Source organism: Streptomyces sp. bgisy100 (genome assembly GCF_057709105.1).
Map to the genome: position 1 here is coordinate 13,154 of NZ_JBYITE010000004.1, position 26,991 is coordinate 40,144.

At 72.3% G+C, this 26,991-nt stretch carries 22 protein-coding genes and 1 pseudogene; 15 read left to right on the forward strand and 8 right to left on the reverse strand.

From position 1 onward, the window contains the following. Window positions 1-616: 616 nt before the first annotated feature. The 9 genes from AC3EQ1_RS04080 (at window position 617) to pssA (ending at window position 11,800) form a co-directional block, all read left to right on the forward strand. Window positions 617-2,434: a 3-hydroxyacyl-CoA dehydrogenase family protein gene (locus AC3EQ1_RS04080; protein ID WP_432092846.1), complete on the forward strand. Its 1,818-nt coding sequence runs from the start codon at window positions 617-619 to the stop codon at window positions 2,432-2,434. Between the two features lie 85 nt (window positions 2,435-2,519). Next, window positions 2,520-3,344 (forward strand): TetR family transcriptional regulator, encoded by an 825-nt coding sequence (locus AC3EQ1_RS04085; RefSeq protein WP_432092847.1) that lies wholly within the window; start codon window positions 2,520-2,522, stop codon window positions 3,342-3,344. 642 nt (window positions 3,345-3,986) lie between these two features. Continuing rightward, complete coding sequence (ccrA, locus tag AC3EQ1_RS04090; protein ID WP_432092848.1) at window positions 3,987-5,324, forward strand: crotonyl-CoA carboxylase/reductase; 1,338 nt, start codon at window positions 3,987-3,989, stop codon at window positions 5,322-5,324. Between the two features lie 10 nt (window positions 5,325-5,334). Continuing rightward, entirely contained in the window at window positions 5,335-7,404 is a 2,070-nt protein-coding gene (locus AC3EQ1_RS04095; protein ID WP_432092849.1) for a protein meaA, read from the forward strand. Continuing rightward, the gene (locus AC3EQ1_RS04100) at window positions 7,401-8,408 is read left to right on the forward strand and encodes an HpcH/HpaI aldolase/citrate lyase family protein (protein ID WP_432092850.1); all 1,008 of its coding nucleotides are present in this window, start codon (window positions 7,401-7,403) and stop codon (window positions 8,406-8,408) included. The genes AC3EQ1_RS04095 and AC3EQ1_RS04100 overlap by 4 nt, the downstream gene beginning before the upstream one ends. Window positions 8,409-8,413: 5 nt before the next feature. Next, on the forward strand, window positions 8,414-8,941 hold the full coding sequence (locus tag AC3EQ1_RS04105; protein WP_432092851.1) for a MaoC family dehydratase: 528 nt from the start codon (window positions 8,414-8,416) through the stop codon (window positions 8,939-8,941). Beyond that, complete coding sequence (locus AC3EQ1_RS04110) at window positions 8,941-10,146, forward strand: acyl-CoA dehydrogenase family protein (protein ID WP_432092852.1); 1,206 nt, start codon at window positions 8,941-8,943, stop codon at window positions 10,144-10,146. The genes AC3EQ1_RS04105 and AC3EQ1_RS04110 overlap by 1 nt, the downstream gene beginning before the upstream one ends. Window positions 10,147-10,314: 168 nt before the next feature. Beyond that, window positions 10,315-10,962, forward strand: coding sequence for a phosphatidylserine decarboxylase (locus AC3EQ1_RS04115; RefSeq protein ID WP_388846716.1), 648 nt, complete (start codon window positions 10,315-10,317; stop codon window positions 10,960-10,962). Further along, window positions 10,949-11,800: a CDP-diacylglycerol--serine O-phosphatidyltransferase gene (gene pssA / locus AC3EQ1_RS04120; RefSeq protein ID WP_432092853.1), complete on the forward strand. Its 852-nt coding sequence runs from the start codon at window positions 10,949-10,951 to the stop codon at window positions 11,798-11,800. Before AC3EQ1_RS04115 ends, pssA begins: the two co-directional genes overlap by 14 nt. A 784-nt stretch (window positions 11,801-12,584) precedes the next feature. Here pssA and AC3EQ1_RS04125 read toward each other — a convergent pair. Next, entirely contained in the window at window positions 12,585-13,757 is a 1,173-nt protein-coding gene (locus tag AC3EQ1_RS04125) for a glycerate kinase (protein WP_432092854.1), read from the reverse strand. 141 nt (window positions 13,758-13,898) lie between these two features. On the opposite strand from AC3EQ1_RS04125, the gene AC3EQ1_RS04130 reads away from it, so the two are divergent. Beyond that, a complete protein-coding gene (locus AC3EQ1_RS04130) occupies window positions 13,899-14,405 on the forward strand; it encodes an NUDIX domain-containing protein (protein ID WP_432092855.1) in 507 nt (168 codons plus the stop codon). A 274-nt stretch (window positions 14,406-14,679) separates the two neighbouring features. Beyond that, window positions 14,680-15,423 (forward strand): SIR2 family NAD-dependent protein deacylase, encoded by a 744-nt coding sequence (locus AC3EQ1_RS04135; RefSeq protein WP_432092856.1) that lies wholly within the window; start codon window positions 14,680-14,682, stop codon window positions 15,421-15,423. A gap of 62 nt (window positions 15,424-15,485) precedes the next feature. Here AC3EQ1_RS04135 and AC3EQ1_RS04140 read toward each other — a convergent pair whose 3' ends face one another. Further along, complete coding sequence (locus AC3EQ1_RS04140; RefSeq protein WP_432092857.1) at window positions 15,486-16,040, reverse strand: methylated-DNA--[protein]-cysteine S-methyltransferase; 555 nt, start codon at window positions 16,038-16,040, stop codon at window positions 15,486-15,488. Between the two features lie 59 nt (window positions 16,041-16,099). Beyond that, entirely contained in the window at window positions 16,100-17,665 is a 1,566-nt protein-coding gene (locus tag AC3EQ1_RS04145) for an AlkA N-terminal domain-containing protein (protein WP_432092858.1), read from the reverse strand. A gap of 136 nt (window positions 17,666-17,801) precedes the next feature. On the opposite strand from AC3EQ1_RS04145, the gene AC3EQ1_RS04150 reads away from it, so the two are divergent. Then, the gene (locus tag AC3EQ1_RS04150) at window positions 17,802-18,035 is read left to right on the forward strand and encodes a hypothetical protein (protein ID WP_351505724.1); all 234 of its coding nucleotides are present in this window, start codon (window positions 17,802-17,804) and stop codon (window positions 18,033-18,035) included. Window positions 18,036-18,037: 2 nt separating this feature from the next. Then, window positions 18,038-18,658: a Clp protease N-terminal domain-containing protein gene (locus AC3EQ1_RS04155; RefSeq protein WP_432092859.1), complete on the forward strand. Its 621-nt coding sequence runs from the start codon at window positions 18,038-18,040 to the stop codon at window positions 18,656-18,658. A 263-nt stretch (window positions 18,659-18,921) separates the two neighbouring features. On the opposite strand, the gene AC3EQ1_RS04160 is transcribed toward AC3EQ1_RS04155, so the two are convergent. The 3 genes from AC3EQ1_RS04160 to AC3EQ1_RS04170 all read right to left on the reverse strand — a co-directional run bounded on the left by AC3EQ1_RS04160 (window position 18,922) and on the right by AC3EQ1_RS04170 (window position 23,477). After that, entirely contained in the window at window positions 18,922-20,334 is a 1,413-nt protein-coding gene (locus AC3EQ1_RS04160; protein WP_432093031.1) for a phytoene desaturase family protein, read from the reverse strand. 170 nt (window positions 20,335-20,504) lie between these two features. Beyond that, window positions 20,505-21,353 carry an inositol monophosphatase family protein gene (locus AC3EQ1_RS04165; RefSeq protein ID WP_432092860.1) on the reverse strand — a complete coding sequence of 283 codons (849 nt, stop codon included), beginning with the start codon at window positions 21,351-21,353 and terminating at the stop codon, window positions 20,505-20,507. Between the two features lie 288 nt (window positions 21,354-21,641). Next, the gene (locus AC3EQ1_RS04170; RefSeq protein ID WP_432092861.1) at window positions 21,642-23,477 is read right to left on the reverse strand and encodes a gamma-glutamyltransferase family protein; all 1,836 of its coding nucleotides are present in this window, start codon (window positions 23,475-23,477) and stop codon (window positions 21,642-21,644) included. A gap of 344 nt (window positions 23,478-23,821) precedes the next feature. Between AC3EQ1_RS04170 and AC3EQ1_RS04175 the strand changes: the two genes are divergently transcribed. Continuing rightward, window positions 23,822-24,967 (forward strand): ADP-ribosylglycohydrolase family protein, encoded by a 1,146-nt coding sequence (locus tag AC3EQ1_RS04175; RefSeq protein ID WP_432092862.1) that lies wholly within the window; start codon window positions 23,822-23,824, stop codon window positions 24,965-24,967. A 27-nt stretch (window positions 24,968-24,994) separates the two neighbouring features. After that, window positions 24,995-25,161: pseudogene (locus AC3EQ1_RS04180) on the forward strand (IS5/IS1182 family transposase); the annotation flags it as partial. Here AC3EQ1_RS04180 and AC3EQ1_RS04185 read toward each other — a convergent pair. Beyond that, complete coding sequence (locus AC3EQ1_RS04185) at window positions 25,162-25,980, reverse strand: ABC transporter permease (protein WP_432092863.1); 819 nt, start codon at window positions 25,978-25,980, stop codon at window positions 25,162-25,164. Continuing rightward, entirely contained in the window at window positions 25,977-26,990 is a 1,014-nt protein-coding gene (locus AC3EQ1_RS04190; RefSeq protein ID WP_432092864.1) for an ATP-binding cassette domain-containing protein, read from the reverse strand. The genes AC3EQ1_RS04185 and AC3EQ1_RS04190 overlap by 4 nt, the downstream gene beginning before the upstream one ends. Between the last annotated feature and the right edge of the window lies 1 nt (window position 26,991).

Sequence of the window (26,991 nt, forward strand, 5' to 3'; positions counted from 1 at the left end):
GACGCACCGCCACCGTTCGCCGCCGCGTGCGCCGCATCCGCACCCGCCGCCCCGTCCGCATCCCGTTCCGTGGGCGCGGCAGACGCCTCCGCCCCCGGGGCCGGCGCCACCGCAGTGGGCTCCCCGGTGAGCTCCGCGGTGAGCGCGACCAGCCGGACGTACTCCGCCCGCTCCGCCGCCCCCGCCGCTTCGCTCCGCACCCGTTCCGCCAGTTCGCGGAAGTCCTCTTCCATCGGCCGTCCTCCCCAGTGATCGGCAGTTGCCCGGCGTCCGTTCGGCATCCGTTCGGCAGCTGATCGGCAGTGGTCGGCGCCACATCTCCCGGCGCTCCCCGTCCTCTGGCGTACTTGGTTACTGACGGGTTAAGCTCTGGGTACGAGCACACCCGCTCGGGCGGCCTGGTGACGCAGCCGCCAGTGCAGTCGGTTCTGCACAGCACGCAGTACGGCACGGCCCCGGGACAGGGCCTGCCGCTTTCTTCTCCGGGCAGTGCTGCCCGTCGTGCATCACATCACGCAACTCCCTCCCGCGGTACGCCCTTTGGCGACCCCGGAAAACCCTCAGTCGTCACTCTCCCCGCGCCCTCGGCCCGGGGAACACCCTCTGGAGTCTCGCGATGGACCGTTCGTCCACCCCTGATCCCGCCCCTGTCCCCACCGCTCTCGGCACGATCGCCGTCGTCGGCCTCGGCACCATGGGTGCCGGTATCGCCGAGGTGCTGGCCCGCGCCGGCCGCGAGGTCATCGGGATCGACATCAGCGAAGCCGCCGCCCGGCAGGCCGTGTCCGCCCTGGAAGCGTCCACCGCCCGCGCCGTGGAGCGCGAGCGGCTGACCGAGCAGGAGCGGCGGGACGTTCTCGCCCGCTTCCGCACCTTCTCCGACCTGCAGGCGGCGGCCGACGCCGACCTGGTCATCGAGGTCGTGCCGGAGAGTTACGAGACCAAGCACGAGGTGTTCTCGGCCCTCGACGCCGTCGTCCGGCCGGACACCATCCTGGCGACCGGCACCAACGCCCTCTCGGTGACCCGGCTCGCCGCCGACTCCGCCCGTCCGGAGCGCGTGCTGGGCCTGCACTTCTTCAACCCGGCGCCCGCGATGAAGCTGGTCGAGATCGTCTCCTCGGTGCTCACCGCGCCCGCCGCCGTCGCCGCGGTGACCTCCCTCGCCCAGGAGCTGGGCAAGCAGCCGGTGGCGGTCGGCGACCGGCCCGGCTTCGTCGCCGACGGCCTGCTCTTCGGCTACCTCAACCAGGCCGCCGCGATGTTCGAGGCGAAGTACGCCACCCGCGAGGACATCGACGCCGCCATGCGGCTCGGCTGCGGTCTGCCGATGGGCCCGCTCGCCCTGCTGGACCTGGTCGGCATCGACACGGCCCGCCGGGTCCTGGACGCGATGTACGCCTCCTCCGGCGACCGGCTGCACGCCCCCGCGCCGATCCTGGGGCAGCTCGCCGAGGCCGGGCTGACGGGCCGCAAGGCGGGCCGCGGCTTCTACACGTACGAGGCCCCGGGCAGCGCCACGGTGGTGCCCGACGCCGAGACGCCGGACCCGGCGGGTGCGGCCGCCGGGTCCGGCCGCACGGTCCGCAGCGTGGGCGTGGCCGGCTCCGGGACCATGGCGAGCGGCATCGCCGAGGTGTTCGCCAAGGCGGGCTACGACGTCGTGCTGGCCGCCCGCAGCCAGGACAAGGCGGACACCGCCAAGGGCCGGATCGCCAAGTCCCTGGCCCGCTCCGTCGACAAGGGCCGGATGACGGCCGAGGCGCGGGAGGAGGCGCTGGCCCGGGTCACCCCGGCCGGCTCCCTGGACGCGTTCGCGGACGTGGACCTCGCGGTCGAGGCGGTGGCCGAGGACTTGGAGGTCAAGCAGCAGCTGTTCGCGACGCTGGACAAGGTCTGCAAGCCGGGTGCGGTGCTCGCCACCACCACCTCCTCGCTGCCGGTCGTCGCCTGTGCCCGCGCCACCTCGCGGCCGCAGGACGTCATCGGGATGCACTTCTTCAACCCGGCCCCGGCGATGAAGCTGGTCGAGATCGTGCGCACGGTCCTGACCTCCGGCGAGGTGCACGCGACGGTCCGCGAGGTCTGCAACAAGGTGCGCAAGCACCCGGTGGACTGCGGCGACCGGGCCGGATTCATCGTGAACGCCCTGCTGTTCCCGTACCTCAACAACGCGGTGAAGATGGTCGAGGAGCACTACGCCACCCTCGACGACATCGACGCCGCGATGAAGCTCGGCGGCGGCTACCCGATGGGCCCGTTCGAACTCCTGGACGTGGTGGGGCTGGACGTCTCGCTCGCCATCGAGCGGGTGCTGCACCGGGAGTTCCGCGATCCGGGCCTGGCTCCCGCTCCCCTGCTGGAGCACCTGGTGGCGGCGGGCTGCCTGGGCCGTAAGACGGGGCGCGGCTTCCGCGAGTATGCCCGGCGCTGACCGGTCACCGGGGTGGGGCGGGCTCCTGGAGCCTTCAGGGAGTCCGCCCCCGCACACGGACAGTGCACCGTGTTACGTTCCCCACATGTCCCAGCCCGTGAAGTCCGCTCGTACCCTGCGATCGTCCGAGAAGGGGGCGTCCGAGGGGGCCCCAGAGAGCGCGGGCAGCCGGCGGGCCGCCGCACAGCGCCTCAAGATGCGCCGCGAGCTGGCGTCCGCGGCGATGGAGCTGTTCGCGACCAAGGGCTACGAGGCGACGACGGTCGACGAGATCGCCGCCGCCGCGGGGGTCGCCCGCCGGACCTTCTTCCGGCACTTCCGGTCGAAGGAAGAGGCGATCTTCCCGGACCACGACGACACGCTGGTGCGGGCGGAGGCGGTGCTCGACGCGGCGCCCCCGCACGAGCACCCGCTGGACACCGTGTGCCGGGGCATCAAGGAAGTCATGCGGATGTACGCGTCGTCCCCCGCCGTCTCGGTGGAGCGCTACCGGCTGACCCGGGAGGTGCCCACGCTGCGGGAGCGGGAGATCGCCTCGGTCGCCCGGTACGAGCGGCTGTTCACCCGCTATCTGCTGGGCCACTTCGACGAGCGCGCCCACCATGTCGGCAACGACGACCCGCTGCTCGCCGAGGTCGCCGCCTCCGCGGTGGTGACGGCCCACAACCACGTGCTGCGGCGCTGGCTGCGCGGCGGCGGCAAGGGGGACGTGGAGGCGCAGCTCGACCACGCCTTCGCCATCGTCCGGGACACCTTCGGCAGCGGGATCGGCGCGGGCCGCTCCACCGCCGACCGGGAACCGGCGGCCTCGGTGTCCGCGACCGGGGAGGTGCTGGTCACGGTGGCCCGCACGGACGCGCCGCTCAGCGAAGTGATGCGCACGATCGAGCGGGCCCTGAAGGACCGCTGAGACCCGCCGGGCCCGTCAACGTCCCGGGGGCCCACGCCCGCCCACAGCACCGTGCGGCGGCCCGCAGGAGGCCGGAGCACAGCGGACGGAGCATCGCGGACCGGGCACGGCGGACCGAGCACAGCAGCAAGAGCGGGGCACGCACCGCGGGCCGTCCTGCCCCGTGCGGTCGGCCGCGATCCGGCCAAGCGGCCGACCGGCGTCACCCCGAAGGCTTCCGGGGGCTTCCGGCCGGCGCCTGCGGGCCTCCGGGCGGGTACGCCGGAAAGCATGAGGAGCGTAACTTTCCGTACATTTTCGAGCACTTTTGGCAACGGCCGCCTCCATAGAGGCGGCCGTTGTTGCTCATACGTACCCCCCGGATGACATCTGAGAGAAATTCTTGGCACGCAGTGTCTTGCCGAGTGGCACGCGGTGCCATACGTTGAGGGTGTCCGGGCGGCCGGCGCGCAGAGACACCCTCGTGCGTCGGCTGTCCCCGCAATCCATGCGCGCCCGGACGCCTGCGTCACAGGCACCTCCTGCGCGACCCGCGCTGCCAGCACCACATCGCGCCGAACCGACGGCACCGCGCATCACATCCACGCATCAAGACCCCAGCGTTCCCTCAAGCGTTTCTCGACGCTTCGCCGGAGGCCCCAAGTGAACGAAATCCTGGACGCAATCCTCTCTCCCGACAGCACCGCGGACGACTTCGCCGCGCTGTCGCTCCCCGAGTCCTACCGGGCGGTCACCGTCCACAAGGAGGACGCGGAGATGTTCGCCGGCGTGGAGAGCCGGGACAAGGACCCGCGCAAGTCGCTGCACCTGGACGACGTCCCGGTGCCCGAGCTCGGCCCGGGCGAGGCCCTCGTCGCCGTCATGGCCAGCTCCGTCAACTACAACTCGGTGTGGACCTCGATCTTCGAGCCGGTCTCCACCTTCAGCTTCCTGGAGCGGTACGGAAAGCTGTCGCCGCTGACCAAGCGGCACGACCTGCCGTACCACATCATCGGCTCCGACCTCTCGGGCGTCGTGCTGCGCACCGGCCCGGGCGTGAACTCCTGGAAGCCCGGTGACGAGGTCGTCGCCCACTGCCTGTCCGTGGAGCTGGAGTCGGCCGACGGCCACAACGACACCATGCTCGACCCGGAGCAGCGCATCTGGGGCTTCGAGACCAACTTCGGCGGCCTCGCCGAGATCGCGCTGGTCAAGTCCAACCAGCTGATGCCCAAGCCCAAGCACCTGAGCTGGGAGGAGTCGGCGGCCCCGGGCCTGGTCAACTCCACCGCCTACCGCCAGCTGGTCTCCCGCAACGGCGCCGGCATGAAGCAGGGCGACAACGTGCTGATCTGGGGCGCCAGCGGCGGCCTCGGCTCCTACGCCACCCAGTTCGCCCTGGCCGGCGGCGCCAACCCGATATGTGTCGTGTCCAGCGACCAGAAGGCGGACATCTGCCGCGCGATGGGCGCCGAGGCGATCATCGACCGCAACGCCGAGGGCTACAAGTTCTGGAAGGACGAGCAGACCCAGGACCCGCGGGAGTGGAAGCGCTTCGGCAAGCGGATCCGCGAGCTCACCGGCGGCGAGGACGTCGACATCGTCTTCGAGCACCCCGGCCGCGAGACCTTCGGCGCGTCGGTCTACGTCACCCGCAAGGGCGGCACCATCGTCACCTGCGCCTCGACCTCCGGCTACACCCACGAGTACGACAACCGCTACCTGTGGATGTCGCTCAAGTCCATCGTGGGCTCGCACTTCGCCAACTACCGCGAGGCGTGGGAGGCCAACCGCCTGATCGCCAAGGGCAAGATCCACCCCACGCTGTCGAAGACGTACAGCCTGGAGGAGACCGGCCAGGCCGCCTACGACGTGCACCGCAACCTGCACCAGGGCAAGGTCGGCGTGCTGGCCCTCGCCCCCGAGGAGGGCATGGGCGTGCGCGACGAGGAGAAGCGCGCCAAGCACATCGACGCGATCAACCGCTTCCGGAACGTCTGAGAGACCCTCGATGACTGAGCGCCAGACAGCGAGCGAGCCAGGGGCCGGATCCCAGCGCCCGGAGGCGAGCGAGCGCCCCAAGAAGGACCGTCCCTGGCTCATGCGGACGTACGCCGGGCACTCCACGGCGGAGGCGTCCAACGAGCTGTACCGGCGCAATCTCGCCAAGGGGCAGACCGGACTGTCCGTCGCGTTCGACCTGCCGACGCAGACGGGCTACGACCCCGACCACATCCTCGCCCGCGGCGAGGTCGGCCGGGTCGGGGTCCCGGTCTCCCACATCGGAGACATGCGGCGTCTGTTCCAGGACATCCCCCTGGAGCAGATGAACACCTCGATGACCATCAACGCCACCGCCATGTGGCTGCTGGCGCTGTACCAGGTGGTCGCCGAGGAGCACGGCGCCGACATCTCCAAGCTCCAGGGGACGACGCAGAACGACATCGTCAAGGAGTACCTCTCGCGCGGAACGCATGTGTTCCCGCCGGGGCCCTCCCTGCGGCTGACCACCGACATGATCACGTACACGGTGGCCAACGTCCCCAAGTGGAACCCGATCAACATCTGCAGCTACCACCTGCAGGAGGCCGGGGCCACCCCGGTCCAGGAGATCTCGTACGCGATGAGCACGGCCATCGCCGTCCTCGACGCGGTGCGGGACTCCGGCCAGGTTCCGGCCGAGAAGTTCGGTGACGTGGTCGCCCGGATCTCGTTCTTCGTGAACGCGGGCGTCCGCTTCGTCGAGGAGATGTGCAAGATGCGCGCCTTCGGCCGCATCTGGGACAAGATCACCCGCGAGCGGTACGGGATCGAGAACCCCAAGCAGCGGCGGTTCCGCTACGGCGTGCAGGTCAACTCCCTGGGCCTGACCGAGGCCCAGCCGGAGAACAACGTCCAGCGGATCGTGCTGGAGATGCTCGCCGTCACGCTCTCCAAGGACGCCCGCGCGCGGGCCGTCCAGCTCCCCGCCTGGAACGAGGCGCTGGGCCTCCCGCGCCCCTGGGACCAGCAGTGGTCCCTGCGGATCCAGCAGGTCCTCGCCCATGAGAGCGACCTGCTCGAGTACGACGACATCTTCGCCGGCTCGCATGTGATCGAGGCCAAGGTCGACTCCCTCGTCGAGGAGTGCCTGGCCGAGATCGAGCGGATCCAGGAGATGGGCGGCGCCATGGCGGCCGTCGAGTCCGGCTACCTCAAGGCGCAGCTGGTCTCCTCGCACGCCGAGCGGCGGGCCCGCATCGAGGCCGGCGACGAGAAGATCATCGGCGTCAACTGCTACGAGGGCACCGAGCCCAACCCGCTCACCGCCGACCTCGACACCGCGATCATGACCGTGGACCCCGCCAACGAGGCCCGCGTCGTCGCCGCGCTGCACGAGTGGCGCGACAACCGCGACGAAGGGGCCGCCCAGGACGCGCTGTCCGGTCTCAAGGGGGCCGCCGCCGGGGACACCAACCTCTTCGCCGCCACCCTCGCCTGCGCCCGCGCCGGCGTGACCACCGGCGAGTGGGCCTGGGCCCTGCGGGACGTCTTCGGCGAGTTCCGCGCCCCGACCGGGGTCAGCAGCGCACCGGTCGCCGTCGCCGCCGAGGCCGGGACCCCGCTCGCCGAGGTCCGCGAGAAGGTCTCCCGGACGGCGGAGGACCTGGGCAGCGGCCGGCTGCGGCTGCTGGTCGGCAAGCCCGGCCTGGACGGGCACAGCAACGGCGCGGAACAGATCGCCGTCCGCGCCCGGGACGCCGGATTCGAAGTGGTCTACCAGGGCATCCGGCTGACCCCCGAACAGATCGTCGGCGCGGCGGTGGCCGAGGACGTGCACTGCGTCGGCCTGTCGATCCTCTCCGGCTCGCACGCCGAGCTGGTCCCGGACGTCCTGGACCGGCTGCGCCGGACCGGTTCGGACGATATCCCGGTCGTCGTCGGCGGGATCATCCCCTCCGCGGACGCCGAAAAGCTCCGCGCGGCCGGAGTGGCGGCCGTCTTCACCCCGAAGGACTTCGGCATCACGGAGATCATCGGCCGTATCGTCGACGAGATCCGGAAAGCGAACAAGCTCGACCCCCTGGAGGTCCCCGCATGACCCGCCTGTCTCCCACCACCGCCCTCGACGGAGGGGCACCCTCCTCCTCGGTGAACCGCCTGCGGCCGCGCCGCTCCTGCCTCGCCGTGCCGGGCAGCAACCCGCGCTTCCTGGAGAAGGCGCAGGGCCTCCCGGCCGACCAGGTCTTCCTCGACCTGGAGGACGCGTGCGCGCCGCTCGCCAAGGAGGGCGCCCGGCACACCATCGTCGACGCGCTCAACAACGGCGACTGGACGGGCAAGACCAGGGTCGTGCGGGTCAACGACTGGACCACCCACTGGACCTACCGCGACGTGGTGACCGTCGTGGAGGGCGCGGGCCCCAACCTCGACTGCATCATGCTGCCGAAGGTGCAGGACGCCACCCAGGTGCAGGCGCTGGACCTGCTGCTCACCCAGATCGAGAAGACCATGGGCTTCGAGGTCGGGCGGATCGGCATCGAGGCGCAGATCGAGAACGCCAAGGGTCTGGTGAACGTCGACGAGATCGCCGCGTCCTCGCCGCGCCTGGAGACCATCATCTTCGGCCCGGCCGACTTCATGGCCTCCATCAACATGAAGTCCCTGGTCGTCGGTGAGCAGCCGCCCGGCTACCCGGCCGACGCCTACCACTACATCCTCATGCGGATCCTCATGGCGGCCCGCACCCACGACCTGCAGGCCATCGACGGCCCGTACCTGCAGATCAAGAACGTGGACGGGTACCGCGAGGTCGCCGGCCGCGCCGCCGCGCTGGGCTTCGACGGCAAGTGGGTGCTGCACCCGGGCCAGGTGGAGGCCGCCAACGAGGTCTTCTCCCCCTCCCAGGAGGACTACGACCACGCCGAGCTGATCCTGGACGCGTACGACTACTGCACCTCCGAGGCCGGCGGCAAGAAGGGCTCGGCCATGCTCGGGGACGAGATGATCGACGAGGCCAGCCGCAAGATGGCGCTGGTCATCGCCGGCAAGGGCCGCGCGGCCGGTATGACCCGCACGTCCAAGTTCGAAGCCCCGGAGGCCTGAGCACCATGCAGTTCGGACGCACCTACGAAGAGTTCGAGGTCGGGGCGGTCTACAAGCACTGGCCCGGAAAAACGGTCACCGAGTACGACGACCACCTCTTCTGTCTGCTCACCATGAACCACCACCCGCTCCACATGGACACGAACTACGCCGAGAAGACGACGGACTTCGGCAAGAACGTCGTGGTGGGCAACTACATCTACTCGCTGCTGCTCGGCATGTCCGTGCCGGACGTCTCCGGCAAGGCCATCGCCAACCTGGAGATCGAGTCGCTCAAGCACGTGGCGCCGACCTTCCACGGCGACACCATCTACGGCGAGACGACCGTGCTCGGCAAGACGCCGTCGCGGTCCAAGTCGGACCGCGGCATCGTCCACGTCGAGACCAAGGGCTACAAGCAGGACGGCACGCTGGTCTGCGTCTTCCGGCGCAAGGTCATGGTGCCGACCGAGAGCTACATCAAGGAGCGCGGCGGCGAGCAGCCCGGCCGCCCGGAGCTGTCGGCCCCGGCCGAGAAGAAGCAGGTGAAGTGATGAGCCGCCTCGCGCAGACGCACGGTCTGACGGACATCCAGCAGGAGATCCTGTCCACCGTCCGGGACTTCGTCGACAAGGAGATCCTGCCGGTCGCGACCGAGCTGGAGCACCGTGACGAGTACCCGACCCACATCGTCGAGGGCCTCAAGGAGCTCGGCCTCTTCGGGCTGATGATCCCCGAGGAGTACGGCGGCCTCGGCGAGTCGCTGCTGACGTACGCGCTGTGCGTCGAGGAGATCGCCCGCGGCTGGATGAGCGTGTCGGGCATCATCAACACGCACTTCATCGTGGCGTACATGCTCAAGCAGCACGGCACCCAGGAGCAGAAGGACCACTTCCTCCCGAAGATGGCGCTGGGCGAGGTACGCGGCGCGTTCTCGATGTCGGAGCCGGCGCTCGGCTCCGATGTGTCCGCCATCACCTCCAAGGGCGTCCGGGACGGCGAGGAGTACGTCCTCAACGGCCAGAAGATGTGGCTGACCAACGGCGGCTCGTCGACGCTGGTCGCGGTGCTGGCCAAGACGGACGAGGGGCACCCCGAGGGCACCGCCCCGCACAAGTCGATGACCACCTTCCTGGTCGAGAAGGAGCCGGGTTTCGGCGAGGTCCGGCCCGGTCTCACCATCCCCGGCAAGATCGAGAAGATGGGCTACAAGGGGGTTGACACCACCGAGCTCATCATGGATGGTCTACGAATCCCGGCAAATCGGGTTCTCGGCGGACAAACCGGACGTGGTTTCTACCACATGATGGACGGTGTCGAGGTCGGTCGCGTCAATGTTGCCGCCCGTGGCTGCGGTGTCGCGCAGCGCGCCTTTGAGCTGGGCGTTTCCTATGCTCAGCAGCGGCACACCTTCGGCAAGCCGATCGCTCAGCACCAGGCCGTCCAGTTCAAGTTGGCCGAGATGGCTACCAAGGTCGAGGCCGCCCATGCGATGATGGTGAATGCAGCACGCAAAAAGGACTCCGGGGAGCGCAATGACCTCGAGGCAGGGATGGCGAAGTACCTCGCCTCCGAGTACTGCAAAGAGGTCGTCGAGGACGCTTTCCGCATCCACGGCGGCTACGGCTTCTCCAAGGAGTACGAGATCGAGCGCCTGTACCGTGAGGCGCCGATGCTGCTGATCGGCGAAGGTACCGCCGAGATCCAGAAAATGATCATTGGTCGTCGGCTGCTCGAGGAGTATCGATTCCAGGGGTAATTGTCCGCTTTGGGGCAGCTTCTTCGAGAAGAAGATCACACCCTGCCATCGGTCTTCGGACACCGACTCGGCTCCTGGCTTGCCCAGTTGCCGCACGAAACCGATAGCATCCCGGAAAGCCGCCGTCCCCCATTACTGCGCGGCATTCATCCGCTACGAAGGTCATCCATGCCCCACAGCCAAACCTCTGCACCTCGCGGCCGGGTCCGCCTCGCGCGCGGAGCATCGCCGTGGCTCCTCCCGACCGTGGCCACTGCGGCCGTCAGTCTCAGCCGCGCCCGGCGCTCCGGGCGCTGGGCCGCGGCCGCTGTGCCCGCCACCGCACTGGCGGCGGGCATGCTGTGGTTCTTCCGCGACCCCGAGCGCGAGATCACCCAGGGCCGGGTGATCTCGCCGGCCGACGGTGTGGTGCAGAGCATCATGCCGTGGAAGGACGGGCGCACCCGCGTCGCGATCTTCATGAGCCCGCTGAACGTCCACGTCAACCGCGCGCCCCTGGCGGGCACGGTGACGTCCGTCGAGCACGTGCCCGGCGGCTTCGTTCCGGCGTTCAACAAGGAGAGCGAGAACAACGAGCGGGTCGTCTGGCACTTCGACACCGAGCTCGGTGACATCGAGATGGTGCAGATCGCGGGCGCGGTGGCCCGGCGCATCGTGCCGTACGTGCCGCAGGGCACCAAGGTGGAGCAGGGCGAGCGCATCGGCCTGATCCGTTTCGGCTCCCGGGTGGACCTCTATCTGCCCGAGGGCGTCGAGACGGCCGTCGAGGTCGGCCAGCCCACTATCGCGGGGGTGACTCGCCTTGACCGTGATTGATCCGGAACCGCAGACCTGGGTCCCCGAGGCCGTCGAAGAGGTCGAGGACGACGACATGCCGCTGTCCACGCGGCTGTCGATAGCGGACACGCTCACGCTCGGTAACGCGACGTGCGGCTTCATGGCGGTGTACTTCACCACCACCGGCGTCCTCATCCCGCACCTGACGGGCAGCGAGGACGGCGGCATGGCGCGGCACAGCGCCGCGACCGCGGTGATCCTCATGCTCCTGGCGTCGGTCTTCGACCTCTTCGACGGGCTCGTGGCACGCAAGCTGCGCAGTTCGGCGATGGGGGCCGAGCTCGACAACCTGTCGGACCTGATCAGCTTCGGACTGGCCCCGGCGTACTTCGTCGTGGTCTGGGGCATGGTCGTGCCCGACGCGCACCAGCGGGTCTCGGCGGTGGCCGCGATCGTGGTGCTGCTGGCGGTGGTGCTCCGGCTTGCCAGATTCTCCTGCGTCACCCTGCGTGACGGCATCTTCCAGGGCATGCCGAGTCCATTCGGCGCGCTGACGGTCGTCTCGATCGTCCTGCTGGAGCTGCCGTTCGTCCCGACGCTGCTCGCGATCATCGGCGTGGCCTGGCTGATGGTGAGCCGGGTCGAGTACCCGAAGCCGCGGGGACGGCTCGCGGTGGCGATGCTCGGCTGGATCGTGCTCAGCATGGGCCTGCTGGCGGCCTGGGCGTTCGACGCGCCCGGCGGACAGCTGCTGCTCCAGACCGGCTGCGCGCTCCAGGTGGTGCTGGGCGCGGTGATCCCGCTCTTCGCCACGGCGCGGCGGGTGAACACCTTCCGGGACAACCGGCGCGAGGCGCGGGCGGCACAGCTGCCGTAGCGCGACGCATGCCGAGCCGCCGGGGACGGCGGCAGAGGGACGGCCTCGAGGGCCCCCGAGCGAACTGCTCGGGGGCCCTCGTCGTGTGCGGGACGCCCTGGTCCGTGCGTGGGCGGTCCGTTGAGCCTCAGGGGATCCGGCCCCGCCCTGAGGCGCCTGCGGGGCGGTGGAGGGCCCGTGTGGACCGGTCGGGTGCGGGCTGCGCGTGTGGCGGGCCGGGGGCGGGCGACGGCGCGCCTGCCATCGTCACTACTACGGGGGCCGCCGGGTGCCCTGGGCCGGGGGCGTTCCGGTCCGGGGCCGGGGGCCTGGCCCGAGGTGTCCTGGCCCAGGGGGTGCCGGCCCGGGTGTTGGCCCTGGAGTGGCGGATTGCGGCGCGGGTGCATTCGGTCACGCCGGATTTTCGGTGGAAAGCGCTCCGGGGCACGGATCGGTGGGCGGAATTGCCGTCCGGGCCTTCGAATCGAAATACGGAGATTCCGGCGGACGGGGAACCGTCCGCCGGATTTTGTCTTTTCTTTTACCGCGGAGTGGAACGTGAAGCTTTTTCACGTCGTTTTGCGCCGAAGTCCCTTTCGGTACCCGTCGAGCGGATTCCGCCCGCCATCTCCCGCGAAACGGTCATGCCCTGCCTTGTCGCTTTATCGGTCTCTCCAGGTACCCGGTCACCCCGTACCCCGCCGTCCCCGAACCCGGTCGTCCGTGGTCTCCCACGGTCCGCGGTCCGCCCGTCGGAGGTCTCCCCCGGTCCGTGTGCTCCGGACCACGCGCGGTCCGGAGCGGTTCAGCGGACGAGGTCGCGCACGAGGTGCTGGGCCAGGCGTTCCAGGAGCGGGCCCGCCTCGGCGATGCAGCGGGCGGTGTCCGGTTCGAGGTCGGTGAGGGCGTAGGCACGGCGGATCCCGGCGGTGCGCAGGGCCTTCTCCGGGAGTTGCAGCCGGCCGCAGACGGCGACCACGCCCACGCCCTGTTCACGGGCCGCTGCCGCGACGCCGGCCGGGGCCTTGCCGTGCAGCGTCTGCTCGTCGAGCGACCCCTCGCCGGTGATGACCAGATCGGCGCGGCCGAGGGCCGCCGCGAAGCCGAGGACGTCGAGCATGATGTCGATGCCGGGCCGGAAGCGGGCACCGAGACCGACCAGGGCCCCGAACCCGAGGCCGCCGGCCGCCCCCGCTCCGGGGGCGAGGGCGTGCTGCGCGGCGGACGGGCCGACCGCCTCCTGAAGGACCGTCGCGTAGTGGGCGAGGGCGGCGTCGAGCGTCGCCACGTCCTCCTCGCCGGCTCCCTTCTGCGGGCTGTATACCGCCGCGGCGCCCTCCGGGCCGGTCAGCGGGTTGTCGACGTCGCCGGCCAGCACGATGTCGGTGTCGGCGATCCGCGGGTCGAGCCCCGTCAGATCGGCCGTGACCAGCTCGCGGAGCGGCGCGCCGCCGTGGGCGACCGGGTCGCCGTCGACATCCAGGAGCCGGGCGCCGAGGGCGGCCAGCATGCCCGCGCCGCCGTCGGTCGTCGCGCTGCCGCCGACCCCGAACACGATGGTGCGGGCACCGGCGTCCAGGGCGGCCCGGAGCAACTCGCCCGTGCCGTACGTGGTCGCCGTCAACGGCGCGAACACCCCGTCGGGCAGCCGGCGCAGGCCCGAGGCCTCCGCCATCTCCACCACGGCGGTGTCGCCGTGCACCGCGAACGCCGCGGTGCGCGGGGCGCCGAGCGGTCCGGTGACCTCCACCTCGTGCCGCTCGAAGCCGGCGGCGACCGCGGCATCGACCGTGCCGTCGCCGCCGTCGGCCACCGGCAGGGACTCGACCCGCAGTCCCGGAGCCGCGCTGCGCAGTCCGGCGGTGAGGTGCTCGGCGACCTGTACGGCCGTGAGGGACCCCTTGAACTTGTCCGCGGCGATGAGAACACGCCCCGTCTCAGACACTGCTGCGTCCGCCACCTTGCCAACCCCTTGCATTTTCGAACAGGCAGTCGCGCCGCTGCGACCCTATCCGCCGGAGGGGCGCGCTGTCAGTCTCCGCGGACGGGCCGAAAACGGACTTTGAGGTGCGGAAACGCGTCCGCGAGCGCGTTCCGGGCAGCGGCTACCCTCGGGGGAATGACGATGGACTATGCGACGTACATCGCCGGGCTCCCACGGGTTCTGGCCGGCGCGGGCGTCATCTTCCGGGACGCGCACGAGCGCCTGCTGCTGGTGGAGCCGAACTACCGCGACGACGGCGCCTGGATCCTGCCGGGCGGCACCGTCGAGTCGGACCGGGGCGAGACGCCGCGGCAGGCGGCGCGGCGCGAGGCGGCGGAGGAGATCGGCCTGGACATCGAACCGGGGCGGCTGCTCGCGATCGACTGGGTGCCGGGCACCGGCCGGCCGCCGCTGGTGTCGTACCTGTACGACGGCGGGGTGCTGGACGAGGCGCGGCTGGCGGCGGTCAGGCTCCAGGAGGCCGAGCTGACGGACTGGCGGCTGGTGCCGCAGGACGAGATCCAGCGCTACTTCGAGGCCGGCATGACCCGCCGGGTCCGGGCCGCGCTGGGGGCCCTGGCCGCGGGCACCGGGACGGTGGAGCTGGAAGGCGGACATCCGGTTCCCGCCCCCGGGCGCTGACGGCGGTCCGGCGGACGTAGCGATGCGGCCAGCGGCCCGAGGGACCGCTGGCCCACCGGCCTCGGCGCGCCGCCGGCCCGGCGCCCATCGGCCCGGCGCCCATCGGCCCGGCACCCATCGGTTCGGCGTTCGTCGGCCGGCGTTCATCGGCACGGCAGCCGTCGGCACGGCAGCCGTCGGTCCGGCAGCTGCCGGTCGCGGGGTGGTTCGCGGCGGAGCGCTCCCCGGCGAAACGCGGTCGCCGGAGCGGCGGTGCCGTGCGTACCCTCGCGGCATGAGCAACGGTACGCGGCCCCTCGTGGCGGTTCTGAGCGGTGCCGGGATCTCCACCGATTCCGGTATCCCCGACTACCGTGGGCCGAACGGGCTGTGGCGGAAGGACCCCGAGGCCGAGAAGCTCGTCACCTACGCGTACTACATGGCCGATCCCGCGATCCGGCGCCGCTCCTGGCGGATGCGGCAGGACGGCGCCACGCTGCGCGCGCAGCCCAACGCCGCGCATCTCGCCGTGGCCGAACTGGAACGGTCGGGCGTGCCGGTGCGGGTGATCACCCAGAACGTGGACGGTCTGCACCAGCTGGCCGGGATGCCCGACCGCAAGGTGTTCGAACTCCACGGCACCGCACGGGCCGTGGAGTGCACCGGCTGCCGGGAGCGCTCGTCGATGTCCGAGGCGCTGGAGCGGGTCGCGGCGGGTGAGGAGGACCCGCCGTGCCGGGTGTGCGGGGGCATCCTCAAGTCGGCGACGGTGATGTTCGGCGAGCGGCTGGACCCCGAGGTGCTCGGCTCCGCGCTGACCGTCGCGAAGGCGTGCGACGTCTTCATCGCCGTCGGCACCAGCCTGCAGGTGCAGCCCGCCGCCTCGCTGGCGGGCACCGCGGCGCAGCACGGCGCACGACTGATCATCGTGAACGCCGAGCCGACCCCGTACGACGAGCACGCCGACGAGCTGGTGCGCGAGCCCATCGGTACGGCGCTGCCGGCCCTGCTGCGGCAACTGGGCGACGAGACGGGCTGAACGGGCGACACCTCCGAACTGCCCTGTCGTACCGCCCCGCTCCTCCCCGGCCGTCGGGCGCGTCACCCGGCGGTCTTCGCCGCACCCCGGCCCCTCCGCGGTGGAAGCACCTGCGCCCGCGGGAAGAGGGTGTGTCCGGCGTCGCCCGACTCGTGGTCCAGGAGACGGCGTTTGCGGTCGAGTCCGCCGCCGTAGCCGGTGAGGCTGCCTCCCGCGCCGACGACCCGGTGGCAGGGGACGATGATGCCGATGGGGTTCCGGCCGTTGGCCAGGCCCACCGCCCGTGCCGCGGACGGGAGTCCGAGGCGGCCGGCCAACTGCCCGTAGGAGACGGTCCCGCCGTACGGGATGTCCCGCAGGGCGGTCCAGACGCGGCGCTGGAAGGGCGTGCCGTCCAGCCGCAGGGGCAGCTCGAAGGCGGTGAGTTCACCGGCGAAGTAGGCCTTGAGCTGCTCCACGGCCGCGGTGAACGGTGTGTCGTCCGGCGGGCCGAAGGTGTCCTCCGGGGGGCGGTGCCGCTGCTCGGTCATGTAGAGGCCGGAGAGGGTGCCGTCGGTGGCCACCAGGGTCAGCAGTCCGAGGGGGCTGTCGATCACGGTGTGGGTGCGCTGTGACATGCGGTTGCTCCTGGTTCGGGGCCGTCGCGGCCGCCCGGCGTGAGGTGGTGCGGCCGGGGTCAGCCGGTCGGCAGGTGGTTGATGGGGTGGTCGTCGGTCGCCCAGAGGTACTGGACTGCGTACGCCCGCCAGGGCCGCCAGGCCTCCGCGCGGGCGGTGAGGGCCGCGGGGGTGCCGGGCAGACCGGAGGCCCGGGCGGCGCGCCGCAGTCCGAGGTCGGTGGGGAGGAAGGCGTCGGGGTCGCCGAGGGCCCGCATCGCGACGGTCTCGACGGTCCAGGGGCCGATGCCCGGCAGCGCCGCGAGCCGTTCCCGCGCCGCGCCCCAGTCGCTGCCGGCGCCGAGGACGATCCGGCCGGCGGCGAGTTCGGCGGCCAGGGTGGTGAGCGTGGTGCGGCGGGTGCGGGGCAGGGCGAGCCGCTCGGGGTCGAGGGCGGCCAGGGTGTCCGGTTCCGGGAAGAGGTGGGTGAGCCCGCCCGCGGGGTCGTCGACCGGGTCGCCGCAGTCCCGGACGAGCCGGGCCGCGTGGGTGCGGGCCGCTGCGGTGGACACCTGCTGTCCGAGGACGGCCCGTACGGCGAATTCGGCCGCGTCGACCGTCCGCGGGACCCGGCGGCCGGGGTTCCGGGCGACCAGCGGGGCGAGGACGGGGTCGGTCCCCAGGAGGCCGTCGACGGCGACCGGGTCTGCGTCGAGGTCGAGCAGCCGGCGGCAGCGGCTGATGGCGAGGGTGAGGTCGCGCAGATCGGTGAGGGCGAGGGTGCAGGCGACGTGCCCGGACGCGGGGCGCAGGGCGACGACTCCGTGGCCGTAGGGCAGGCGGAGGGTGCGGCGGTAGGCACCGTCGCGCCACTCCTCGACGCCCGGTACGGCGGTGGCGGCCAGGTGCCCGAACAGGTTGTCCGGGCAGAGGGGCGCACGGTACGGGAGCCGGAGGGAGAGCGTGCCGGTGACGGCGGCTGGTTCGGTGGCGGGGGTCCCGGTGGTGGCGGAGGGGGCGGCGGCGGTGACGAAGGCTCGTCCGGTGCTGGGGGCATGTCCGGTGCCGGGGGCCCGTCCGTTGCCCGCGGCCCGGTTGCGCAGCTCCGACGGGGAAAGGGCGAACACCTCGCGCACCGTGTCGTTGAAGGTGCGGATGCTGGCGAACCCGGCCGCGAAGGCGACGTCCGCCATCGGCAGGACGCTGGTCTCGATGAGCAGCCGGGCGGTCTGGGCCCGCTGGGCCCGTGCGAGGGCGAGCGGCCCGGCGCCCAGTTCGGCGAGCAGCTGCCGCTCCACCTGGCGCGTGCTGTAGCCGAGGCGGACGGCGAGCCCGGAGACGCCCTCACGGTCGACGCAGCCGTCGGCGATCAGGCGCATCGCCCGCGCGACGAGGTCGGCGCGCTCGTTCCACTGCGGCGATCCGGGGCTGGCGTCGGGACGGCAGCGCTTGCAGGCCCGGAATCCGGCCTGCTGAGCGGCGGCGGCGCTCGGGTAGAACCGCATGTTCTCGGCCTTCGGCGGCACCACCGGGCAGCTCGGCCGGCAGTAGATGCGCGTGGTCAGGACCGCGGTGAAGAACCAGCCGTCGAAACGGGCGTCCTTCGAGCGGACGGCGCGTACGCACCTCTCGGTCTCGGTGTGCATGGGTTCCAGCATCGAGCACGGGAGGCGCTGCGGCTGGCGAGAATCCGACATCGATGTCGGGGGCCCGCGGCGGGGGCCGCACCCCGTTCGTCAATGATGGTTGACAGCAAGTTTTTGTCACCCTAGGTTGACACGTATGACGGAAGCAGCTGGAACGGAAGCGAGAGAGGCCGTGGACACCGCGGAGGCCGCCCTCAACGGCGACCCCGCCGTCGGCCTGCGCGCCGTGGCCGCGCTGCGCCGGCTCGTCGAACGGCTGGAGGCGCTCCAGGTCGACAGCGCCCGGCGGCACGGCTGGTCCTGGGAGGAGATCGGAGCAGCGCTGGGCGTGAGCCGGCAGGCAGTCCACAAGAAGCACGCCAGGAGGTAGGGATGTTCGAACGTTTCACCAGGCAGGCGCGCACGGTCGTGATGCAGGCCCAGCAGGAGGCCAGGAGTCTGGGGCACACCGATGTCGGCACGGAGCACCTGCTTCTCGGGGTGCTGGCCCAGGAGGGTTCCCCGGTGGCGGACACCCTGCGCCGTCGGGGCATCACGGCCCCGGCCTGCCGGAGCGCCGTCGAAACGGTGCTCGGCCGCGGGAACGGCCCGGACGGCCACGGCGCCGTCGACGCGGAGGCGTTGCAGGCGCTCGGCATCGATCTGGACGAGGTGCGCAGCCGCGCGGAGCGGACCTTCGGGCCCGGTGCCCTCGACGCGCCGGAGCCGGGCCCGCGGCCGCGGAGGCTGCTGCCGTTCCCCCTGGGCCGCCGGCGGAACCGGGACGGCGACCGTGGAGGCCACATCCCGTTCGCCCCGCGGGCCCGGCGGGCACTGCAGCGCTCGCTGCGCGAGGCCGTGGACCTGAAGTCCCGCCACATCGGTGTGGAGCACCTGTTGCTGGGCCTGCTCGACCCCGCGGACAAGCTGACCTCGGAGGTGCTGCGACGGCTGGGCACCGAGCCCGGGACGGTACGGGCCGATGTGCTGGCCGACCTCGCCCGGGCGGCGTGACGGGGCAGGCGTCGCCCGGGACATGGAGGCCTGACCGGGCTCGCGCGACCGGGTGCTTCCGGGCGAGGCGCGGGGCGCCTGAACTGTCCCGGGCCACTTGGTACATGGGCGCCCGACCGAGCACTGATGGCATGCCGCGCCAGGCGACGCCCCACGCGGCGCCCGGCGTTCATGAAGGCCGTCGGCGGTTACGGGTCGGAGGCCGCCCCGTTGCAGTCAGCGGTGCGGTGCGGTGCGCGCAATCAGTGGCGCGGTGCGGGCGGTCAGCGGTGCGGTGCGCGCAGCCTCCGCCAGACCGCGCGGGCGGCGTTGTGACCGCACATGCCGTGCACTCCCCCGCCCGGCGGCGTCGCCGATGAACAGAGGAACACCGCCGGCCGGGCGGTGGCGTACGGCACCCGCGCCGCCTTGGGGCGGAGCACCGACTGGAGGCCGTCGAAGGCGCCGCACCCGATGTCGCCCCCGACGTAGTTCGCGTTGCGGGCGGCCATCTCCGGGGGCCCGGAGACGGCTCGCGCCAGGACCAGGTCGCGGAACCCGGGGGCGAACCGCTCGATCTGCCGCTCGACGGCCTCGGTGGCGTCCCCGCGCCAGCCGTTGGGGACGTGCCCGTACGCCCAGAGGACGTGCCGGCCCTCGGGGGCCCGGCTCGGGTCGACGACGGTGGGCTGGGAGGTGATCAGGAACGGGATCCGGGGCGCCCGGCCGTGCACGGCGCGGTCCAGGGCGTCGCCGATCTCCCGGACGGACGCCCCCAGATGGACCGTTCCGGCCCGCCGGGCCTCCGCCGCGGCCCAGGGCACCGGGCCGGCCAGCGCGTAGTCGATCTTGAAGGCTCCGGGGCCGTAGCGGAAGGACCGGTAGGTGCTGCCGAGTCCGGCGATCCGGGCCAGCGCGGTGGGTGAGGTGTCGAAGACATAGGCGCGGGCCGGCGGGAGGTCGTCGAGCCGCTTGACGGTCGTACCGGTGTGGACGGTGCCGCCCAGGGTGCGCAGATAGCCGGCGAGGGCGTCGGAGACGGCCTGCGAGCCGCCCCGCGCCACCGGCCAGCCGTGCGCGTGCGCGGCGAGCGCGAACAGCACGGCCAGACCGCCCGTGGACATGCCGCCGAGCGGCGCGATGGCGTGAGCGGCCAGTCCGGCGAAGAGCGCACGGGCCTTCGGATCGTGGAACCGCCGGTTCAGCAGGGTGGCCGGCTGCGGACCGAGCGCCGCGAACCGGGCGAAGCGCACCGGGTCGCGCGGCACCCCCAGCCACGGCGGACGGAGGAAGTCCGCCGCCAGGGAGTCCCAGTGCCCGATGAACGGGGCGACCAGACGCCGGTACGCGCCCGCGTCACGGCTGCCGAGCGAGGCCGCCGTCTCACCGACCGTGTGCGCCAGCACCGCGGCCGTGCCGTCCGGGAAGGGATGCGCCATCGGCAGCTCCGGGTGCAGCCACTCCAGCCCGAAGCGGTCCAGGGGCATCGCGTTGAAGGCGGGTGACCCCGCGCCGAACGGATGGACGGCGGAACAGGGGTCGTGCCGGAACCCGGGCAGGGTGAGCTCCTCGGTGCGCGCTCCGCCACCCACCGTGGACTCGGCCTCGAACAGCGCCACCGCCATGCCCCGCCGGGCGAGTTCGACGGCGGCGGTGAGCCCGTTCGGCCCGGCCCCCACCACGACCACATCGAGCATCGACGCCACCGCAGGACCCCTTCGTCGGACGGCCGGACCCCACGGCCTCCTCGCTCGGCCGTTCGGGCTCCGCCCAGGATAGGCGGCCACCCGCCGGAGCCGGCCCGTCCGGACCCTGCCTGTCCGGAGCCGGCCCGTCCGGAGCCGGCGGGGCTCAGCCGTCGGCGGGCTCAGGCGTCGGCCGCGCCCCGCATCAGGCCGAGGATCCGCCGGGCCGACGCCGCGTCCCGGGCCGCGGTGAACGGCAGGGCGTTCCCGCCGGCCAGCCGGAACCGCTCGCCCGCGACCGTGGCGCTCGACCCGCCCGCCTCGGCGACCAGCAGCAGCCCCGCGGCGTGGTCCCACGGGTTCTCCCAGCCGAAGGCCACGGCGCCGAGCGTCCCTTCCGCGACGGCGAGATACTCCAGCCCCGCCGAACCGCACGGCCGCGGCGCCAGTCCCGGGACCTCCAGCCGCCGGAACGCCACGGTCTCCTCCGGGGAGGTGAAGTCGGGGTGCGAGGTGGCGACGGTGAGGGCGGCGTCCGGGTCCGGGGTGCCGCAGCGCAGCGCCGCGCCGTTCAGGGAGGCTCCCGCGCCCCGCACGGCGACCGCCATCCGGTCGGACGCCGGGGCGTACGTCCACGACGCGTACAGCTCGCCCCGGTAGGCGAGCGCGACGAGAGTGGCGAAGCCCGGGTCGCCGTGCACGAACTGCCGGGTGCCGTCGACCGGGTCCACGATCCACACCGGCGCGTCCCCGCTCAGCGCCTGGGCTATGTCCGGATCGGCGTGCACCGCCTCCTCGCCGACCACCACCGACCCCGGCAGCAGCTCGGAGAGCGAGGCGGTGAGGTGCTCCTCGGCGAGCCGGTCGGCGACCGTCACCAGATCGTGCGGTCCGTTCTTCTCGACGATCTCGTGCTCGGCGAGCTGCCGGAACCTGGGCAGGATCTCGGCGGCGGCCGCTTTGCGGACCGCTTCCTCTACGGCGGACAGGTTGCGGGCCGCGTCGGCCCCGAAGACGAAGTCATCGATCATTCACCCATCGAACCACGCACCGCCGACACCGCGGCCGTCCTGCCGGGGACGGGGCGATGGCCTGCGGGTTAACGGCGGCGAAGGGGCGACGGGGTGAGGTGACGAGGGCCACAGGGGGCGGGGTGAGGCAGGTGCCCCCCGGGCCCGGCGTATTGCGTCCGGGGGCTGGTCCGGGGGCTGGGGCGGCGGCGCGTGTCCCGGCGCCCGCCGGAGAGCCGAGCGCCTGCGGCGTGTGGCGCCGGCGCTCGGCTCTCCAGCGCCTGCGGCGTGCGGCGCGGCCCGCCCCGGTCAGCGGCCGGCCGCGTACCCCTGCGCGCCCCGGGGATTGGCCCCCGCCGACAGGATCCCCGTGCGCGGATCCCGGGCCACCGCGCACAGCCGCCCCTCCGTCCAGGGGCCCCCGACGGTCACGTGGTGGCCGCGGCGCCGGAGCTCGCCGATCACCTCCGCGCCGATCCGCGATTCGACCGTGACCCCGCCGGGCCGCATCCCCCGTGGGTGGAAGGAGCTGGGGAAGCCGTCCTGATGCCAGTTCGGCGCGTCGATGGCGCCCTGGAGGTCGAGCCCGCCGCGGACCGGCCGTCGCAGTGCCACGGCCAGGAAGAAGTGCACCTGCCACTGGTCCTGCTGGTCGCCTCCCGGCGTGCCGAACGCCAGCACCGGCTCCCCGTCCCGCAGGGCGATCGAGGGGGACAGCGTCGTACGGGGACGACGGCCCGGGGTGAGGGAGTTCGGCAGGCCCGGTTCGAGCCACGCCATCTGCAACCGGGTGCCGAGCGGGAAGCCGAGGGTGGGCACGACCGGGTTGGACTGGAGCCATCCGCCGCTGGGCGTGGCGGCGACCATGTTCCCCCAGCGGTCGACGACATCGAGATGGCAGGTGTCTCCTCGGGTGGTGCCGTCGGCCCGGGTCGTCGCGCCGTCGCTGTGAGCCGTCGTGGGCTCGCCGGTGCCGGGCGCCGTCGCCTCCGCGGGCGCACGCCCCCGGACGGCGGCCGTCCGTACGCCCGCGCCCAGCCGCGGTTCACGCCCCTCGGGGCCGCCCGGTCGCAGCGTGTATGAGGCCTCGTCCCCGATCAGCTTCCGGCGCGCGGCGTTGTACGGTCCGGCCAGCAGGGCCCCGACGGGCACCGTGCCCGGACCGTCGGCGTCCCCGTACCAGGCCTCCCGGTCCGCCATCGCGAGCTTGCTGCCCTCGATGAGCCGGTGCACGTACGCGGGGCTGCCGTAGGGCGGTTCGGCCGGGTCGTCGGGCAGCAGCGCGAGCTGCTGGAGAAAGGCGGGCCCCTGGGACCAGCCGCCGGGCTTGCAGACGGTCCAGCCGTTCCAGTCGTGGCTGACCGGCTCCTCGTACGTCGCGCCGAAGGCGGCCAGGTCGTCGCCGGTGAGGGTGCCGGCATGGCGCCCGCCGGAGCTGTCCCGCGTGGGACGGGCGGCGGCGTCGCTCAGCGCGTCGGCGACGAACCCCTCCCGCCAGACGCGCCGGGCGGCCTCGATCTGTGTCTCACGGCCCTCCCCGGCCGCCTCCGCCTCGGCGATGACGCGGCGCCAGGTGGCGGCGAGCGCCGGGTTCCGGACCAGGCTGCCCTCGGCGGGTGGGCGCCCGCCGGGGAGGTGGACCGCCGCGGACGAGGTCCACTCCGTGGTGAAGAGCTCCCGCACCGCCGCGACCGTGCGGACCAGGCCCTCGACCGGCGGATGGCCTCGCTCCGCATAGCCGACGGCGTACCCGAGGACGTCCCGGAGGCGCCGGGTCCCGTAGTCCCGGAGCAGCACCATCCAGGCGTCGAAGGCGCCCGGCACGGCCGCGGCGAGCGGGCCGGTGCCGGGGACGAGGTCCAGGCCCAGCGAGGTGTAGTGCTCGACGGTCGCCCCGGCCGGCGCCGGGCCCTGTCCGCAGAGCACCCGGACGGGCCCGTCGGCGGGGGCCAGCAGGATGGGCACCTCACCGGCGGGGCCGTTCAGATGCGGCTCGACGACGTGCAGCACGAAACCGGCCGCGACCGCCGCGTCGTAGGCATTGCCGCCGCCCTCCAGCACCGCCATCGCGGACTGGGAGGCGAGCCAGTGGGTCGAGGACACCATGCCGAACGTGCCCTGGAGGGTGGGCCGGGTGGTGAACATGGTGGCGGCTCCCTGTCCGGTCGTGCGCTCCGATCGTCCGGTCCGGTCGTCCGGGCCGATCGTCCGGGCCGGTGTGCGGTCCCGTCGGTGCTGTCGTCCGGGCCGGTGCACGGTCCCGTCGGTGCTGTCGTTCGGCCCGGTGCGCCGTCTCGCCGGTGCTGTCGTTCGGCCCCTCGGCGCCTTCGGCGCAGCCTACGCAGCGGGCTGTCCCCCGTCAGGGGGTGTGCACGAAGCCGTCCTGGACGGAAGGGGGCCGGGACCGGTGCTTGTCAGCAGGCCGACACGTGGCCTCGACCGACCACCGCGTTACGGCGCTCGGCCCGCACCGGTAGTACACCGGAGGCATGACTGCGCAACGCACCGCCGGCCTCGACAGCCGCAGCCTCGACGACCGGGTCCTCGGCGGCTGGCTCGGCCGGATCGCGGGCAACATGCTCGGCAAACCCGTCGAGCGCGGCGACCACTGGACCCGCGAGCGGATCGACCGCTATCTGCGCCGCACGGACGCCCTCCCCCTCACGGACTACCTCCCGCCCCCGCCGGCCGGAACCGCTACCGCACCGGGCGGAAGCGATACGGCAGCGAGTGGAAGCGATGGAACACCGGGCGAGTTCGAACTGCGCCCCGAGTGGCCGCAGTGTACGCGCGGCAACATCCGGGGCAGCGTCCGCGACGACGACATCGACTACACGATCCTCGGACTGCACCTGCTGGAGACCCACGGCTTCGGCTTCACCACCGAGCAGGTCGGCGAGCTGTGGCTGCTCCGTCTCCCCTATCTGCAGACGTTCACCGCCGAACGCGCCGCCTACCGCAACCTCGTGAACGGCCTGCGGCCCCCGGCCACCGCGACCGTCGACAACCCCTGTCAGGAGTGGATCGGGGCGCTGATCCGCGCCGACATCCACGGCTTCGTCTCCCCCGGGGATCCGCGGCGCGCCGCCGCCCTCGCCCGGCGCGACGCCGTCCTGTCGCACACCGGGAACGGCGTGTACGGCGCGATGTGGGCCGCCGCGCTCGTCGCCGCCGCCTTCACCGCGGCCACCCCACGGGCCGCCCTGGAAGCCGGACTGGCACAGATCCCGCCGGGGTGCCGGCTGGCCCGCACCGTCCGGCACACGGCCGCCCTGTACGACGCGGGCACGAAGTGGGAGGACACCCTCGACGAGCTGGACCGCGAGCTCGGCGGGCTGCACTGGATCCACACCCTGCCCAACGCCGCCGTACTCACCGCCGGACTCCTCTACGGCGAGGGCGACTTCAGCACCACCATCGCACTCACGGTCCGGGGCGGCCTGGACACCGACTCGGCCGGCGCCACGGCCGGCTCGGTCGCGGGCGTCCTGTGCGGGGCCTCGGCGATCCCCGCCCAGTGGACCGATCCCCTGGAGGACCGGGTGCGCAGCGCCGTCTTCGGCTTCGACGGGGTCCGAGTCAGCGAACTGGCGCAACGCACCGTCCGGTTGTTGGGGCGGAACACCGGCGGTTGAGGAACGGGGGCCCGACCGGGGGCGCCCACCCGGCCGGACGCTGTCGCGGCGGACAAGGCGTACTCGTCCCGTGCCGACCGCGCCCATGCGCGCAAACGGAAGATCAAGGCGGTGATTTCCGGAGAACGGCGGACCAGGCCGCCCACCGCAAGAAGCACGGAAGCAGGGGTGGGCGGCCGGTCTTCCACGACGCGTTACGTCGACTTCCGGTAGAGCCGGAATGCCCGTGCGGCCAGGAGACCCATCACGAGGACGGCCGCCGCGAGCAGTCCCAGACGGGTCCAGACCGTGCTCCAGTCGGTGTGCGCGAGCATCGCCTGCCGCGCCGCGACGACCGCCCATTCCACGGGGTTGTACCCGGCGACCTTCCCGACCCAGCTCGGAGCGAGGTGGAGGTCCATCACGGCAGAACTCAGGAACATCAGCGGCAGCGTGGTGAACTGGGAGATCGCGATCAGCGTCGCCTGTTGACGGGTCAGCAGGGCAACGGCACCGGACAGTGCCGCGAAGATCAGCGCCAGCAGTACCGCGGCCAGGACTGTCACGCCGACGCCGGCGACGCCGCCGGGGAAGCGGGCGCCTGCGATCAGTGCGATGACCACGATGACCAGGCTCTGGACGACTGTCTGGATCGCCTGGTGGGCCATGGTCGCGCACACCATGGCGCCTCGGCTGGCAGGAGAGGTCAGCAGCCGGTCCATCACGCCGCGGTCGATGTCCTGCAGGTAGGTCGTCCCTGCCCACGCGCTCGCGAACAGCGCGGTCATCATCACCACACCCGGCGCGAGGAACTGCAGGAAACCGCCACCGCCGTGCGCGAACCCGGGCAGGTTCACCACCGAGCGGAAGAGCTGCCCGAACAACAGCAGCCAGAGCACCGGCTGCACGAGCCCGATGACGAGGAAGGCGGGCATCCTCCGCAGCGTTCGCAGCAGGCGGCCGGTGAGGTACGCGGAGTGCATGATCAAGGTCAGCGGACGCGTGGCGACGGGTTCCCTGTGTGCGGTGGTCACTTCGCCGCCTCCAGAGCCTTCGGTTCCTCGGCACCGGCAGCCTCGAGGCTGTGACCGGTGTGCCGGAGGTAGACGTCGTCGAGCGAAGGGCGGGCAAGCGTCGCGGAGGTGACGACGATTCCCGCGTCTTCGAGTGCGGCCAGCACGGGCGGCAAGGCCCGGGCGCCGTCGTCGGTGCGGCCACGGACCGTGCACCCGTCCATGGTGATATCGCGTAGTTCCGGCACCCGTTGCAGCACCGCGCGTGCTCTGCCGTCGGCCTCTGCCAGCTCGACGTGCACCGCGTCGCCGCGCAGGTCACTCTTGAGCTCCTCCGGGGTACCCGCAGCGACCACCGTGCCGTGGTCGACGATCGCGAGCCGGTCGGCGAGGTGGTCGGCCTCGTCGAGGTAATGCGTGGTGAGCAGCACCGTCATCTGCTCGTCCGCGGCCATCCTGGCGATCTCGTGCCACATCTCGCTCCGGGCCTGGGGGTCGAGACCCGTCGTCGGCTCGTCGAGGAAGAGCACCTGCGGGCGGTGCATCAGCCCGACCGCGACGTCCAGCTTGCGCGCCATGCCACCGGAGTACGTGTTCACCAGCCGGTTCGCGGCGTCGGACAGGCCGAACCTGTCGATGAGCCCACGAGCCCGCGCCTCGGCGTCACGGCGGGACATCCCGTGGATGCGGCCCGCGAGCAACAGGTTCTCGGTCGCGGTCCCCATCGGGTCCGTGCCGGGCTTCTGAGCCACGAACCCGATCGCCTGGCGCACCCGGTCCGGCTTCGCCGCGACGTCGATGCCGGCGACGCGTGCCGATCCCGAGTCGGCGACCGACAGCGTGGAGAGAATCTTCACCGTGGTGGACTTGCCTGCCCCGTTCGGGCCGAGCAGCCCGAAGACGGTCCCCTTCGCAGCGGAGAAGCTCAGTCCTCGCAGCGCTGTGACCGGGGGTTTGTTCCTGCCTGTCGAGTAGGTCTTGACCAGATCAACGGCTTCCAAAGCCGTTTCTGCTCGCCGAACCGCAACCATC